This window comes from Rhodovulum sp. MB263 (assembly GCF_002073975.1).
Lineage (GTDB): Bacteria > Pseudomonadota > Alphaproteobacteria > Rhodobacterales > Rhodobacteraceae > Rhodovulum.
On sequence record NZ_CP020384.1, the window covers coordinates 2,741,109 to 2,755,726 of the forward strand.

Here is a 14,618-nt window from a genome sequence, read left to right on the forward strand (position 1 = left end):
CCGCAGGCAGACGCCAGCCGGGCGGCGCAATGCCACGACCGACGCCGAGCGCCTGTCGTCAGATTCCGGAAGGGGCTTTATCGGGGAAAGGCCGCGCCTGAACGGCCCGGCCTCTAGAAGGGAACATCGCCGGCACTGGCGGCCGCCACCACGAACCGGGCCACGACCTTCTTGGCCCCGGCCTTGTCGAAGGCGATGTCGAGCTTGTCGCCCTCGATCCCGGTCACCGTGCCATAGCCGAATTTCTGGTGGAACACCCGCGCACCGAGCTCGAAGGCCGGCAGCGCCTCGGCATCGATCGTGATGCCACGGGCGCCGTGCGACGGCGTGGAGCCTGACCGACCGGCGGTGCGGCTTTGCAGCCGCTGCCAGCCCGGCGAATTATAGACATCGGCGCGCGAGGCCCGCGCCTCGATATCCGAGACCGCCACCTGCGGCGCCGCCGCGCCATAGCCCCCGCCATACAGTCCGGGAGGCGTCAGCACCTCGACATGGGCAGCGGGAAGCTCGTCGATGAAGCGCGAGGGCAGTTGCGACTGCCATTTCCCGTAGACCCGGCGATTGGCGGCGAAGGACACGGTGCAAAGCTCTTCGGCCCGGGTCAGCCCGACATAGCCAAGCCGCCGTTCCTCCTCGAGCCCCTTCAGCCCGGTCTCGTCCATTGCGCGCTGACTGGGGAAAAGCCCGTCCTCCCAGCCCGGCAGGAACACCACCGGAAATTCCAGCCCCTTGGCGGCATGCAGCGTCATCACCGAGATCTTGGCCCCGGTCGCCTCGCTGTCATTGTCCATGATCAGCGCGACATGTTCGAGAAAGCCCTGAAGATTGTCGAATTCCTCCAGCGCCTTGACCAGTTCCTTGAGGTTCTCCAGCCGCCCCGGCGCCTCGGGCGTCTTGTCGGCCTGCCACATCGCCGTGTAGCCCGCCTCATCCAGAATGCGCTCGGCCAGCCCGACATGGCTCAGAGCCCCCTGCCCCGCCTCCAGCGGCACGGCCTCGTCGTCGATCAGCATGGCGTCGTCGCCCGCCACCACCGTCGGCGCCGTGTCCAGCACCTCGCCATGCCAGCGCCAGATCGCCTCGATCAGCCTGCGCAGCTCGGCCCCGCCCTTGCCGCCTAGCCCGCCGCTTTCCAGCAGCATCCGGGCACCCTCGACCAGCGGCACGCCTTCGGCCCGGGCCATGGCCTGGATCTTCTGCCGGGCCTTGTCGCCGAGGCCGCGCTTGGGGGTGTTCACGATCCGCTCGAAGGCCAGATCGTCGGCGGGGCTGACGGCGAGGCGGAAATAGGCCATCGCATCGCGGATCTCCATCCGCTCGTAGAAACGCGGCCCGCCGATCACCCGGTACGGCAGACCGATGGTCAGGAAACGATCCTCGAAGGCACGCATCTGGTGGCTGGCGCGCACGAGAATCGCCATGTCATCCAGCGAGAAGGGCCGCATCCCGCGGCTGCCGCCCTGCAGCGTCTCAGCCTCCTCGCCGATCCAGCGGGCCTCTTCCTCGCCATCCCAGTGACCGATCAGCCGGACCTTCTCGCCCGCCTCGGCCTCGGTCCAGAGCGTCTTGCCAAGCCGCCCCTTGTTGGCCGCGATCAGCCCCGAGGCGGCGGCGAGGATATGCGGGGTCGAGCGGTAATTCTGTTCCAGCCGGATCACCGCGGCGCCGGGAAAATCCTTCTCGAAGCGCAGGATGTTGCCGACCTCGGCGCCGCGCCAGCCATAGATCGACTGATCGTCGTCGCCGACGCAGCAGATGTTCCTGTGCCCGCCCGCCAGAAGCCGCAGCCACAGATACTGCGCCACGTTGGTGTCCTGGTATTCGTCGACCATGATATAGCGGAACCAGCGCCGGTACTGCTCCAGAAGGTCGGGATGGGCCTGGAATATGGTCACCACATGCAGCAGCAGATCGCCGAAATCGGCCGCGTTCAGGGTCTTCAGACGGTCCTGATAGGCGGCATAGAGCCTGACGCCCCGGCCATCGAAGCCCGAGCTTTCCGAGGCCGGCACGGTCTCGGGGGTCCAGGCGCGGTTCTTCCAGTGGTCGATCAGCCCGGCCAGCTGCCGCGCGGGCCAGCGTTTCTCGTCGATATTCGCGGCCGCGATCACCTGTTTCAGCAGCCGGATCTGGTCGTCGGTATCGAGGATGGTGAAATTCGACTTGAGCCCCACCAGCTCGGCATGGCGGCGCAGAAGCCGGACGCAGATCGCATGGAAGGTGCCGAGCCAGGGCATGCCCTCGACGGTCTCGCCCATCAGCCGCCCGACCCGCTCCTTCATCTCGCGCGCGGCCTTGTTGGTGAAGGTCACCGCCAGGATCTCGTTCGGCCGGGCCGCGCCGGTGCAGAGCAGATGCGCGATCCGCGCGGTCAGCGCCCGGGTCTTGCCGGTGCCCGCGCCCGCCAGCATCAGGACCGGGCCGTCCAGAGTCTCGACCGCCTGGCGCTGCGCCGGGTTCAGCCCGTCGAGATAGGGCGCCGCGCGCGCGGCCATGCCGCGAACGGAGGCACGAACGGAAAGGGGCGCCTCAGCGGCGGTTTCGAAAGCGTCGGAGTCGTCGATCGGGCACATGGCGACCAATCTAGCGCGGCCCGGCGATGAGTTAAAGAAGTGTTCCCATTCCGTTCCTGTTTTCGGGCATTTTTTGCCGCCGTCGTTGCAATTTCGCGCATAAGGCGAATAGTCGGAACAAACAGGGGCGAAAAAGAGAATGAGTCGATACCGCATCCTTCTGTCAGGCTTGGCACTGGCCGCTCTGGCCGCCTGCGGCACGCCGGAACGGCCGGAAAACGGCGTTCCGAAGGTCATCACCCCCGAAATGCTGCCGCAGCCGCCCGAGGCTTCGGCCCCCGCCTGCACCGCCGAGATGGCCGCCCGTTTCCATCAGCCCGAAGCGGGCATCTTCCGGATCGGCAGCGGCCGCACCGCCGCCGGGTTCTGGATCGACATGAAGATGGCCGGACGCGACGGCACCTGGCGCTGTCAGACCACCCGCGACGGCCGCGTCCTCACCGTCACCCCGCTGTCAATGTCCTGAAGTGGCGCCGTCGCGAAGGACCGGCAGGTCCGGGCCCTTGCGCCCAGGCCGCTCTCGCTGCCAGCGCAGCAGGAAACCGGCATCGAGCGCCAGGTAGCTGACCCCCGCCATCCCTGCCACCGTGCGAACCTGGAATTCGGCCGGTTCCTCGCGGCCATCGGTGTCGATCATCACGATCATCGGCAGCTTGCCGGTCAGATGCGCCGCGAACAGCGACTGATGCAGCGAATCGTAGGCGGAGCGGCGCCCGTCGAGCCCAACCTCGATCACATGGGTCGGGGTCTCGCAATCGACCCGGACATGGCGCGCCTCGCCCGCGACGACATAGCCGTGGCGGGTCTCGGTCTCGCCCCCGAGGACGAGCGCACAGAGGATCGCGGCAAGTTCGACTTCGCTGGGCATGCGGAACCGATACCCTGCCCGCCCCGGAGGTCAAGCGACCGGTCCCATCATGGTCTACAGCCCCGTTCACACTTGCTTCGCCGCAACGCAGCTTTATACCGACAGAAATCAGCCGCGATCCGATGTCACGGCCCGAAACGACCCCAGGGAGGCCCCAACTTGACCGACTTCAACAAGGTTCTCGTCGCCAACCGAGGCGAGATCGCCATCCGCGTGATGCGCGCCGCCAACGAGCTGGGCAAGCGCACCGTCGCGGTCTATGCCGAAGAAGACAAGCTGGGGTTGCACCGGTTCAAGGCCGACGAGGCCTACAAGATCGGCGAGGGGCTGGGCCCGGTCCAGGCCTATCTCTCGATCGAGGAAATCATCCGCGTCGCCAAGATGTCGGGCGCCGACGCGATCCATCCGGGCTACGGGCTTCTGTCGGAAAACCCCGCCTTCGTCGAGGCCTGCGCCGCCGAGGGCATCGCCTTCATCGGTCCGAAGGCCGAGACCATGCGCGCGCTCGGCGACAAGGCCAGCGCCCGCAAGGTCGCGATCGCGGCCGGCGTACCGGTCATTCCCGCGACCGAGGTGCTGGGCGACGACATGGAGGCCATCGCCAGCCAGGCCGAGGAGATCGGCTATCCGCTGATGCTCAAGGCCTCCTGGGGCGGCGGCGGGCGCGGCATGCGACCGATCCACGGCCCCGAGGAACTGGCCGAGAAGGTCCGCGAGGGCCGGCGCGAGGCCGAGGCCGCCTTCGGCAATGGCGAGGGCTATCTTGAAAAGATGATCACCCGCGCCCGCCATGTCGAGGTGCAGATCCTCGGCGACAAGCATGGCACGATCTACCATCTGTGGGAGCGCGACTGCTCGGTCCAGCGCCGCAACCAGAAGGTCGTCGAGCGCGCCCCCGCCCCCTATCTGTCGGCCGCCCAGCGCGAGCATCTGTGCAATCTCGGCAAGAAGATCGCCGAGGCGGTGAATTACGAATGCGCCGGTACCGTCGAGTTCCTGATGGACATGGAGACGGGCAATTTCTACTTCATTGAGGTCAATCCCCGCGTCCAGGTCGAGCATACCGTCACCGAAGAGGTGACCGGCATCGACATCGTCCGCGCCCAGATCCTGATCGCCGAAGGGAAAAGCCTGGTCGAGGCGACTGGCGTGGCCAGCCAGTATGATGTCGATCTGAGCGGCCATGCCCTGCAATGCCGGATCACGACCGAAGACCCGCTGAACAACTTCATCCCCGACTATGGCCGCATCACCGCCTATCGCGGCGCGACCGGCATGGGCATCCGGCTGGATGGCGGCACCGCCTATTCGGGCGCGGTCATCACCCGCTATTACGACTCGCTGCTGGAGAAGGTCACCGCCTGGGCACCGACGCCCGAGGCCGCCATCGCCCGGATGGACCGGGCGCTGCGCGAATTCCGCATCCGGGGCGTCTCGACCAACATCGCCTTCGTCGAGAACCTGCTGAAGCACCCGACCTTCCTGAACAACGAGTATTCGACCCGCTTCATCGACGAGACGCCCGAGCTGTTCAGCTTCGAGAAACGGCGCGACCGGGCGACCCGCATCCTGACCTATATCGCCGACATCACCGTCAACGGGCATCCCGAGACGACGGGCCGGGCCAAGCCCCCGGCCGAGGCGCGCGACCCGCGCCCGCCGCTTGCCCGGCGCGAAAGCTACGCGCCCGGCACGCGGCAGATCCTGGAACAGTCGGGCCCCGAGGGGCTGGCCGAATGGATGGCGGCGCAGAAACAGCTGCTGCTGACCGACACCACGATGCGCGACGGCCACCAGTCGCTGCTGGCCACCCGGATGCGCTCGATCGACATGATCCGCGTGGCGCCCGCCTATGCCCACAACCTGCCGCAGCTCTTCAGTGTCGAATGCTGGGGCGGCGCGACCTTCGACGTGGCCTACCGGTTTTTGCAGGAATGCCCATGGCAGCGGCTGCGCGACCTGCGCGCGGCGATGCCGAACGTGATGACGCAGATGCTGCTGAGGGGCGCCAATGGCGTCGGCTACACCATCTATCCCGACAATGTCGTGCAGGGCTTCGTCAAGCAGGCCGCCGAGACCGGGGTCGACGTCTTCCGCGTCTTCGACAGCCTGAACTGGGTCGAGAACATGCGCGTCGCGATGGATGCGGTGCTCGAGACCGGCAAGCTCTGCGAAGGCACGATCTGCTATACCGGCGACATCCTCGACCCGGCCCGGGCCAAATACGACCTGCAATATTACGTCGCCATGGGCCGTGAGCTGAAGGCCGCGGGCGCCCATATCCTGGGGCTCAAGGACATGGCCGGGCTCCTGAAACCCGCCTCGGCGACGGTGCTGATCAAGGCGCTGAAGGACGAGGTCGGGCTGCCGATCCATTTCCACACCCATGACACCTCGGGCATCTCGGCCGCCACGATCCTTGCCGCGGCCGAGGCCGGCGTCGATGCGGTCGATGCCGCCATGGACGCCTTCTCGGGCGGCACCTCGCAGCCCTGCCTCGGCTCGATCGTCGAGGCGCTGCGCAACACCCCGCGCGAGACCGGCATCGACATGGGCGCGGTGCGCGAGATCTCGGCCTATTGGGAGGCCGTGCGCCAGCAATATGCGGCCTTCGAATCGGGCCTGTCCGCGCCCGCCTCCGAGGTCTACCTGCACGAGATGCCCGGCGGGCAGTTCACCAATCTCAAGGCCCAGGCCCGCAGCCTCGGGCTCGAGGAGCGCTGGCACGAGGTCGCCGAGACCTATGCCGAGGTGAACCAGATGTTCGGCGATATCGTGAAGGTGACGCCCTCCTCGAAGGTGGTGGGCGACATGGCGCTGATGATGGTCAGTCAGGGCCTGACCCGGGCCGAGGTCGAGGACCCGTCGCATGACGTGGCCTTCCCCGATTCCGTGATCGACATGATGCGCGGCAATCTCGGCCAGCCCCCGGGCGGCTTCCCCGAGGCGATCCGCCGGAAGGTGCTCAAGGGCGAGGAACCCTTCACCGACCGGCCCGGCAAGCATGTGCCCGCGGCCGATATCGGCAAGATCCGCGCCGAGATCGAGGCCCAGTTCGAGGACCTGACCTTCGACAACGAGGACCTGAACGGCTATCTGATGTATCCCAAGGTCTTCACCGATTATGCCACGCGGCACCTGCAATACGGGCCGGTGCGCACCCTGCCCACCCGCACCTTCTTCTACGGGATGGAGCCGGGCGAGGAGATCGAGGCCGAGATCGACCCAGGCAAGACCCTGGTGATCCGGCTGCAGGCGGTGGGCGAGACCGCCGAGGATGGCGAGGCGCGGGTCTTCTTCGAGCTGAACGGCCAGCCCAGGGTGATCCGGGTGCCGAACCGCAGGGCCAAGGCCAGCGTCGCCCGCCGTCCCAAGGCCGAGCTCGGCAACCCGGCCCATGTCGGCGCGCCGATGCCGGGGGCGGTGGCGACCGTCGCCGTGGCCGCCGGGCAGGAGGTCAAGGAGGGCGATCTGCTGCTGACCATCGAGGCGATGAAGATGGAAACCGGCCTGCACGCGGAACGCGACGGCAGGATCAAGGCCGTCCATGTCGCGCCGGGCCAGCAGATCGATGCCAAGGACCTCTTGATAGAGTTCGAATGACAAAGAGCAAGAACCGGCCGCGTCTCGCCAGCTGGCGGGACGCGGAAGCCGCGCGCGACAGCCCCCAGACCGATATCATCCCTGTCGCGCTGATCTCGCTCGACGATGCAACCGGGCGTCGCGACCATCTCAGACAGGCGGGCTTTCCCCCGGACCTGGTCGGGGGCTATTGGCCGGCATCGGATCTGCGCAAGGCCGATGAGGCCGAGCTGGCCGGATCGCGGATATGGACTACTTTGCCAGGTCGATCGGGCGCAGGCCCCTTCCCAGCGAAATCGGATGCGCGCTGTCCCACAGGCGCGTCCTGGAATGGCTCGCGAATTCGGACCATCCTCTCGCCCTGATCTTCGAGGATGATGCCCGCCCCGCCGACCCGCGGGCATTTGACGTGCTGCCGGACCTCCTCAAGCCCGTTGTCGAACATGGCCGACAGGGCGCATCCTTCATCCTGCATCTCGGCGTCAAGCGGCGACGGCGCCCCAGGAACGTCAACCGCGTTCTGGCCGGATGCGGCGTCGGCTTCCGGCACCGCTGGATCGTGCGCGATGCCGGGAAGGATCACAATATCTGGCGTGCTCATGCCTATGTCATCTCGCGCGAAGCCGCGCGGCGCACCGTTGCGGCCGAGACCCCGATCAGGACGCTGGCCGATCATTTCAGGAACCGAAGCCAGGAGCATCTCCTGTTCTCCGAACCCGGCCTCTTCCTGCAGGCGCCCGACCTAGAAAGCACGATCGACCCGACCGGAGTGATCCGCAAGGCGCACGTAAAACCCAAACGCAAGTCCTGGAAGAAGCCGGAACAGGCGAACGCGATGGGCAAGCTCAAGATCATGGATCGCCTGCGCCGCCTCAGGTCGGAGACCTTCCGGCTCTAGCCCCGCGCGACCGGCCATCTCGGAGCGCGCGGACAGCCCCTGCCTGCGCATATCCCGCACGACCTTATCCGTGCCCGGGATCTGCCCACAGGCCTTCCAAATCCCCGAAAGCAATTTTTCCGTCCCGGGCCGCTTTTTCCACTTGCAGCCCCCGGCCGGAATTTATACATCGCGCCTACCCAATGGATGCGGGCGTAGCTCAGGGGTAGAGCATTACCTTGCCAAGGTAAGGGTCGTGAGTTCGAATCTCATCGCCCGCTCCAATTTTTCTCGAACAGCACCGATGACTGGAACCGGCCTCTGGCCGGAGGCGCGTCCTGGCGCGCGATCCCTCCTGTCGGCAATCTCGCCGCAGGCGAGAGGTTATTTTTCCACTTGCAGCCCCCGGCCAGAGTTTATACATCCCGCCTACCCAATGGATGCGGGCGTAGCTCAGGGGTAGAGCATTACCTTGCCAAGGTAAGGGTCGTGAGTTCGAATCTCATCGCCCGCTCCAGGGGACTTCCTATCAGGACAGTGATGACGCCATCGGTTCCCGCGCCCTCGGCCGTGATCGACGCATCGTCCGGCAGAGACCGGACGACGCAGGTCAGAACGGAAATGGCGAGACCCCGATCACCGGGCGATGGGCGGCAAGAAGCCCTGCCCAGAGCGCAAGGCCCAGGGCAATCCGCCAAAGCGGCGGCGGCCCCGAGGGGCGCCAGCGCCCGCTCAGAAGTGCCGCGAAAGGCAGGGTCGCGGTGCGGGCGGCACGCCGGTCCCACTCTGCCCCCATCAGGCGGCGGTTGCGCCGGTCGATGGCCCGGCTGCCCGTCATCGCGAAGACCGCAAAGCCGCCGAACATCAGCAGATGCGCCAGATCGGGATTGGCCAGGGCATGGGCCAGCGCCCAGAGCGTCAGCGCCACCGGCAGCGGATGCCGCGTCAGCCCGACGATGCCCGGCCGCTCGGGGTCGAAGCGCGCATTCCCCGCGCCGCCGAAGCTCAGCGGATTGGGGGCGCCAAGCGTCGCCGCGATCAGCAGGCAGACGAAGGGCATGACCAGAACCGGCAGCCCGAGCTGCCAGGGCAGAGGCGCCCAGAGCGGAATGAAGGGCGCCCGGCCCGAGGCCACGATCAGCCAGCCCAAGGCCGCCAGCGACACCGCGACATAGGCCGCCAGATAACCCCGCCGCCCCAGCCAGCGCCTCAGCCGGGCCTGCACCCCGGGCCGGACCGGCAGCGCATGCGACAGCAGGAACGCCGCATAGGCGGCCGCGAATTCGCCCCAGCCGCCCATCATCGGCGGCTCCGGCGGCCAGCACGGGCACCGCCGGAAAGACCATGGCCAGGGGACGACGGGAAGCGTCGGCCCGATGCGCCCGATGCCCGGCCCCAACGGGCCCCGCAGCTCCGCCGGATCCGGGCCGGACCCGGAGACAATGTCGCACAGCCACCGGAACCCGCGGCGTTCTGACGCGTTCCACCATGGATGACAGCGGATCGGCGAGGTTCGAAGCCCCCCCTCTGGCCGGCTCCCTCACCGGCGCCTCCCGCCGCTGACACGGCCCGGGCGTCTACCCCCGCCCGGGCCTCATGTTTTCGGGACCAAGACCCTGCCCGCACTCTCATCCTGCCAGTGCCTCCTCCAGTTCGCGCACGAGACGCTGCTTTTCCTCAGCCCGGGGCGGCGAGAACCGCGCCAGCAGCAGATAGGCGACCGGCGTCAGGTAAAGCGTCGAGAGCGTGGCCAGTCCCAGCCCGCCGACGATGACCCAGCCCAGCGCCTCGCGGGCCTCTGCCCCCGCCCCCGAGGACAGGATCAGCGGCACGCCGCCCAGCACGGTCGAGACCATGGTCATCATCACCGGGCGCAACCGGATCGTCGCCGCGTCGAAGATGGCGTCGCGCACCGTCGCGCCCCCGTCGCGCAACTGATTGGCGAATTCGACGATCAGGATGCCGTTCTTGGCCATGATGCCGACCAGCATCACCAGCCCGATCTGGCTGTAGACATTGAGGCTTTGCCCGGTCACGAGCAGCGCGAAGATCGCGCAGGCCAGCCCCAGCGGCACCGTCGCCATCACCACGATGGCCGAGATGAAACTTTCGAACTGCGCAGCCAGCACCAGAAACACCACCGCGATGGCGAAGCCGAAGATCAGCAACAGCCCGGAATTGGTCTCGCCCATGGTGGCCGCGGCGCCCTTGGGCAGGATGCGGTTATCCTCGGACAGAAGCCCGTCCGACAGCTGGACGATCCGCTCATAGGCGCCGCCCAGCGACTGCCCCGGCCCCAGATCGGCCGAGATCGAGACCGCGCGGCTTTGATCCAGCCGGTCGAGATCGGGCGCGACGGGGCGTTCCTCGAGCCGCACGAAGGTCGAGATCGGCACCATCCGCCCGCCCGCGCTTTTCACGAAGATGTTCTCGAGATCGCCCGGGTCATCGACCGTCTCGGCCGACGAGACAAGCTGCACGTCGTAATTCTGGTCGCCGACGAAGACCGACACGACGCTGCGCCCGTTCAGGAAGGCCCTCAATGCATCGCCCAGACCCGAGATGTCGATCCCCAGATCGGCGGCGCGGGTGCGGTCGACCTCGACGAACAGCTCGGGCTGGGTACGCTCGAAATCGAGCCGCACCTCGCCGAAGGCGCCGTCATCCCGCATCCGTTCGACCAGCGCCTGGGCGGTCTCGGCCAGCCGGTCATAGCTTTCGCCGGTCAATGCGACGCTGATGCCGCTGCCCGCGCCGCGAATGCCCAGCGAATTGGGCTGGATCGCGAAGGCGCGCACCCCGATCACGTCTTGCAACCGGGTGTTGATATCGGTCACGATCTCGTTCTGGCTGCGGTCTCGCGCCTCCCAGGGGGCGAGGGTGAAGACCATGAAGCCGCGACTGTCCGAACCGCCCGAGCCCGCGATCGAGAAGAGGTTGACGATCTCGCCCGCCTCGCGCAGCGGCGCGATGGCGTCCTCGATCTCGGCCATCTTGGACTGGGTATAGTCGAGCGACACGCCCTGCGGCGCCCGGATGCTCAGAAGCGCGACCGAGCGGTCCTCCTGCGGCGTCAGTTCCTGCCGCACGCCCCCCGCCACAAGCAGGGCGGTCGCGGCGAACAGGAGCGCCGCCGTCACCACCACAACGGGCAGCGCCAGCGCGCCGGCAAGACTCCGGCGGTAGAACCCGGCCAGCGCCGCGCCGAGCCGGGCCATGGCGCCGGTCCCGGTGCCGGGCGTGCGCGCCAGCATGCGGCTGGCCAGCACCGGACAAAGCGTCAGCGCCACGACCGAAGAGATCCCGACCGCAATCGCGAGGGTAAAGCCGAATTCGCGGAACAAGCCCCCCGCCTGCCCCGGCAGGAACGAGAGCGGCACGAAGACCGCGGCCAGCGTCGCGGTGGTGGTGACGACCGCAAAGAAGACCTGCTTGGCGCCAAGCACGGCGGCCGCGCGCGGCCCCATGCCCTCGGCCCGGCGGCGGACGATGTTCTCCAGCACCACGATGGCATCGTCGACCACCATGCCGGTGGCCAGCACCAGCGCCAAAAGCGTCAGGATATTGACCGAGAAGCCCGCCAGATAGATCGCGGCCAGTGTGCCGATCAGCGAGACCGGCATGGTCAGCGCCGGGATCAGCGTCGCGCGCAGATCGCGCAGGAACAAGAAGATCACCAGAACCACGATGGCAACGGCAAGCCCCAGCGTCTTCAACACCTCGGCGATGGCGCCCTTGATGAAGACCGCGTCATCCGAGGTGACGAAGATCGAGATGTCGTCGGGCAGGCTCTGGTCGAGCTCGGCCACGGTCCGGCGCACCTCGCGCGAGATGTCGAGCGTGTTGCTGCCCGCCTGCCGGATCACGCCCATGCCGATCCCGGTCCGGCCATTGGCGCGCAGGACCGAAGTGTTGGGCTCGGGGCCCAGATCGACCCGCGCCACGTCGCGCAGGAAGACGTTGGGGGCAATGCGCAGATCCTCGAAGGCCTCGGCCGAGACGACCATGGCGGTGGTGCGCACGCTGAGGCTCTGCCGCCCGCCCTCGAGATCACCCGCCGCGGCGTTGAAGCCCGCATCGGACAGCGCCTCTGCCAAGTCGGCCAGCGTCAGCCCGCGGCTGGCAAGCCGCGCCTGATCGACATCGACCCGGAAGATCGGCGCCCGGTCGCCATAGACCTGCACATCGGCCACGCCCGGCAACGAGACCAGCCGATCCTCGATCCGGTCCTCGACGATCTCGGTCAGCGCCTCGGCCGAGCGCCGGGACGAGGTCACCGCGACCCGCATCACCGGCTGGGCATCGGCATCGGCCTTGACCACGCGCGGATCCTCGGCCTCGTCGGGCAGCTCGCGCTGGATCCGGGCAACCGCATCGCGGGTATCGGTCGCGGCGACGTCGATATCGACATCCTCGGCGAATTCCAGCGTCACCCGGCTGCGGCCGAAGCGCGAATTCGACTCGATCGAGCGGATGCCCGAGACCCGGCCGACCGCGCCCTCGATCCGGCTGGTGATCTCCTGATCGATGGTCTCGGGCGCGGCCCCGGTGAACTCGGTGGTGACGGTGACGACCGGGCGGTCGACATTGGGAAGCTCGCGGATCTCGACCCCGAACAGGGCCGCCAGCCCGGCCAGCACGATCAGCGCGCTGAGCACGAGGGCCAGGACCGGACGCCTTACGAAAAGCGACGTACCGCCGGATTCGGCCTCGCGGAGCGCTTCCTGCAGCATGGCCCCCTCCCTAGCCCGCGTCGCGCGCCGTACGCGGCAGGGCCCGCCCCGCCTGCGGCCCGACGACGCGCAGTTCGGCGCCCTCGCGCAGCGTCTGCAGCCCCTCGACCACTACCGGCTCGCCGACCGCCAGATCGGCCTCGACCAGCACGCTGTCGGCATTGCGCTGACGGATCGCCACCGGCACCCGCGCCGCGCGGCCCTCGCGCAGCGCCCAGACATAGGCGCCCGAACTCGACCATTGCACCGCCAGCGGATCGACCATGGGCAGCGGTTCGCCCTCGAAATTCAGCACCACCTCGAAGGACATGCCGCCGCGCAGAAGATCGTCGGCATTGTCCAGCTCGCCCTGCACCCGCAGCGTGCGGCTGGCCGGGTCGACGGCATTGTCGACGGCATGGACGCGCCCCTCCAGCACCCGGCCCGGCATGCCCAGCGGCCGCGCGCTCAGGGCCAGCCCCTCCCTGACCTCTCCGACCACCCGCTCGGGGACGTGAAAGTCGATCAGGATGCGGCTGCGGTCGACGATGCTGGCCAGCGCGTCCTGACTCGAAACCCGGTCGCCGACAGCGATGTCGAGCACCCCCGCCCAGCCCGCAAAGGGCGCGCGAACGGTGCGTTCGGACAGATCGAATTCGGCCTGGCGCAGCTCCAGCTCGGCCGTTCTAAGCGCCAGATCGGCCTCGCGGCGCCGGACCTCGGTGACGGCCCCGGTGGTTTCCAGGCGCCTCACCCTCTGGGCCTCGTCGCGGGCATCCTCCAGAACCAGTTGCGCGCGGTCGACCGCGATCCGCTCGGCCTCGTCGTCGAGCTGCACGATCAGATCGCCCGCCGCCACCCGATCGCCGTCGCGGATACCGATCGCGACCACCTCGCCCGTGACCTTCGAACGCAGCATGACCGAGCGCAGCGCGCGGCCGTCGCCGATGGCGGCCACCCGGTCCCGGATACGACCTTCCGCGACCTCCTCGACGGTGACGGCCACAGGCCCGGCACGCGGCCCCGAGGGGCCCGTCCCCGCCTCGGGTGCGGAAGGCGCCAGCCCCAGCAGGGCACCGATACCGATCCGGTCGAGCCAGGGTCGTGCCCCCGGAACGAAGACAACCCAAAGCGCAAGCGTGCCAGCCAGAAGCAGGACGGAGAGACCTATTTGCCGTGCCATGCACCTTCCCGTTCGCGCGTCTTGCCGGTTCATCCGGCCGCAATGTCCTTTAATTAGGAAGCGATGGCCAGAATAACAGGCGGCACCGGCGCGGTTTTCTCCGCGTTCCGTCCCGGCGCCTGCCGGTCCCGTCCGGTTCGCGGGCAATGTCGGGCAACCGCAGTGGCGGCCCTTGCTGCGGGCCGCCACTGCGACAGGCCGTCCCGCCCCCCGCCAGGCCGCGAATTTTTCTTGCAGCGACTCGGGAAAAGCCGCATAGAGCGGTTCGCGACGTTATCTCTATCGACCACTGTCTTCCCTTACGCGGCTGTCAGTTCATCGATCGATACCTGACGAGCCAAGCCGCTGCACTTCCGCGAGCGGCACTACTTGAGGAGACACACGGGATGGCTACCGGCACCGTGAAATGGTTCAACAGCACCAAAGGCTTCGGCTTCATCGCTCCCGACGGCGGCAAGAAAGACGTGTTCGTGCACATCTCTGCCGTCGAACGTTCTGGCCTGGCCGGCCTGCAAGACGGTCAAAAAGTGTCGTTCGAAATCGAAGCCGGCCGCGACGGCCGTGAATCGGCGACCAAACTGGCCGAGATCTGAGGCCAGACGGGCTGGCGGCGCTCCGATAGCGCCCGGCCCGACCGCGTCACAGCTTTGAAATATCCGACCCCGCGGCACCTGCCGCGGGGTTTTTCGGTTCAGATCATGGCCCAGTCGGTAAAGCGCCAGGTGGTCGGCGCGCTTGGCATGCCCCGGTCATTCGCGGGCTTCGGCGCGCGGCGCGCGCTCTGCTCGTTGTCGCTCTTGCGGCTCATCCGGATCTCCTTTTC

The 14,618-nt window shown here is 67.8% G+C and carries 10 protein-coding genes and 2 tRNA genes; 7 read left to right on the top strand and 5 right to left on the bottom strand.

The genetic code is table 11. The annotated features are described in order from the left end of the window. Positions 1–113 precede the first annotated feature (113 nt). The gene (locus tag B5V46_RS12765) at positions 114–2,573 is read right to left on the bottom strand and encodes an ATP-dependent helicase (RefSeq protein WP_080616957.1); all 2,460 of its coding nucleotides are present in this window, start codon (positions 2,571–2,573) and stop codon (positions 114–116) included. 139 nt (positions 2,574–2,712) lie between these two features. Here B5V46_RS12765 and B5V46_RS12770 point away from each other — a divergent pair, with 139 nt between their 5' ends. Next, complete coding sequence (locus tag B5V46_RS12770) at positions 2,713–3,039, top strand: hypothetical protein (protein ID WP_155774045.1); 327 nt, start codon at positions 2,713–2,715, stop codon at positions 3,037–3,039. Here the strand turns inward: B5V46_RS12770 and B5V46_RS12775 are convergent. Continuing rightward, positions 3,028–3,441 (bottom strand): hypothetical protein, encoded by a 414-nt coding sequence (locus tag B5V46_RS12775; protein ID WP_196774245.1) that lies wholly within the window; start codon positions 3,439–3,441, stop codon positions 3,028–3,030. The genes B5V46_RS12770 and B5V46_RS12775 overlap by 12 nt on opposite strands. Before the next feature lie 159 nt (positions 3,442–3,600). On the opposite strand from B5V46_RS12775, the gene B5V46_RS12780 reads away from it, so the two are divergent. From B5V46_RS12780 to B5V46_RS12795, 5 genes are all read left to right on the top strand, one after another. Continuing rightward, positions 3,601–7,044 (top strand): pyruvate carboxylase, encoded by a 3,444-nt coding sequence (locus B5V46_RS12780; protein ID WP_080616959.1) that lies wholly within the window; start codon positions 3,601–3,603, stop codon positions 7,042–7,044. After that, entirely contained in the window at positions 7,041–7,388 is a 348-nt protein-coding gene (locus B5V46_RS19835) for a hypothetical protein (protein WP_155774046.1), read from the top strand. The genes B5V46_RS12780 and B5V46_RS19835 overlap by 4 nt, the downstream gene beginning before the upstream one ends. Then, on the top strand, positions 7,271–7,921 hold the full coding sequence (locus B5V46_RS12785) for a glycosyltransferase family 25 protein (protein ID WP_080616960.1): 651 nt from the start codon (positions 7,271–7,273) through the stop codon (positions 7,919–7,921). The genes B5V46_RS19835 and B5V46_RS12785 overlap by 118 nt, the downstream gene beginning before the upstream one ends. A gap of 188 nt (positions 7,922–8,109) precedes the next feature. Beyond that, positions 8,110–8,184, top strand: a tRNA-Gly gene (locus B5V46_RS12790). A gap of 158 nt (positions 8,185–8,342) precedes the next feature. Beyond that, positions 8,343–8,417: transfer RNA gene (locus tag B5V46_RS12795), tRNA-Gly, on the top strand. Positions 8,418–8,510: 93 nt separating this feature from the next. Here the strand turns inward: B5V46_RS12795 and B5V46_RS12800 are convergent. The 3 genes from B5V46_RS12800 to B5V46_RS12815 all read right to left on the bottom strand — a co-directional run bounded on the left by B5V46_RS12800 (position 8,511) and on the right by B5V46_RS12815 (position 13,795). After that, positions 8,511–9,203, bottom strand: coding sequence for an NnrU family protein (locus B5V46_RS12800; RefSeq protein ID WP_369822783.1), 693 nt, complete (start codon positions 9,201–9,203; stop codon positions 8,511–8,513). Between the two features lie 325 nt (positions 9,204–9,528). Continuing rightward, the gene (locus tag B5V46_RS12810; protein ID WP_080616962.1) at positions 9,529–12,633 is read right to left on the bottom strand and encodes an efflux RND transporter permease subunit; all 3,105 of its coding nucleotides are present in this window, start codon (positions 12,631–12,633) and stop codon (positions 9,529–9,531) included. A 10-nt stretch (positions 12,634–12,643) separates the two neighbouring features. Then, complete coding sequence (locus B5V46_RS12815) at positions 12,644–13,795, bottom strand: efflux RND transporter periplasmic adaptor subunit (RefSeq protein WP_080616963.1); 1,152 nt, start codon at positions 13,793–13,795, stop codon at positions 12,644–12,646. Positions 13,796–14,181: 386 nt separating this feature from the next. Between B5V46_RS12815 and B5V46_RS12820 the strand changes: the two genes are divergently transcribed. After that, positions 14,182–14,388: a cold-shock protein gene (locus B5V46_RS12820; protein ID WP_080616964.1), complete on the top strand. Its 207-nt coding sequence runs from the start codon at positions 14,182–14,184 to the stop codon at positions 14,386–14,388. Positions 14,389–14,618: the final 230 nt, after the last annotated feature.

Excerpts from the sequence above, each read along its gene's own strand:
- B5V46_RS12765 (WP_080616957.1), bottom strand. The coding sequence starts at position 2,573 with ATGTGCCCGATCGACGACTCCGACGCTTTCGAAACCGCCGCTGAGGCG.
- B5V46_RS12770 (WP_155774045.1), top strand. The coding sequence starts at position 2,713 with ATGAGTCGATACCGCATCCTTCTGTCAGGCTTGGCACTGGCCGCTCTG.
- B5V46_RS12775 (WP_196774245.1), bottom strand. The coding sequence starts at position 3,441 with ATGCCCAGCGAAGTCGAACTTGCCGCGATCCTCTGTGCGCTCGTCCTC.
- B5V46_RS19835 (WP_155774046.1), top strand. The coding sequence starts at position 7,041 with ATGACAAAGAGCAAGAACCGGCCGCGTCTCGCCAGCTGGCGGGACGCG.
- B5V46_RS12785 (WP_080616960.1), top strand. The coding sequence starts at position 7,271 with ATGGACTACTTTGCCAGGTCGATCGGGCGCAGGCCCCTTCCCAGCGAA.
- B5V46_RS12800 (WP_369822783.1), bottom strand. The coding sequence starts at position 9,203 with ATGATGGGCGGCTGGGGCGAATTCGCGGCCGCCTATGCGGCGTTCCTG.
- B5V46_RS12810 (WP_080616962.1), bottom strand. The coding sequence starts at position 12,633 with ATGCTGCAGGAAGCGCTCCGCGAGGCCGAATCCGGCGGTACGTCGCTT.
- B5V46_RS12815 (WP_080616963.1), bottom strand. The coding sequence starts at position 13,795 with ATGGCACGGCAAATAGGTCTCTCCGTCCTGCTTCTGGCTGGCACGCTT.
- B5V46_RS12820 (WP_080616964.1), top strand. The coding sequence starts at position 14,182 with ATGGCTACCGGCACCGTGAAATGGTTCAACAGCACCAAAGGCTTCGGC.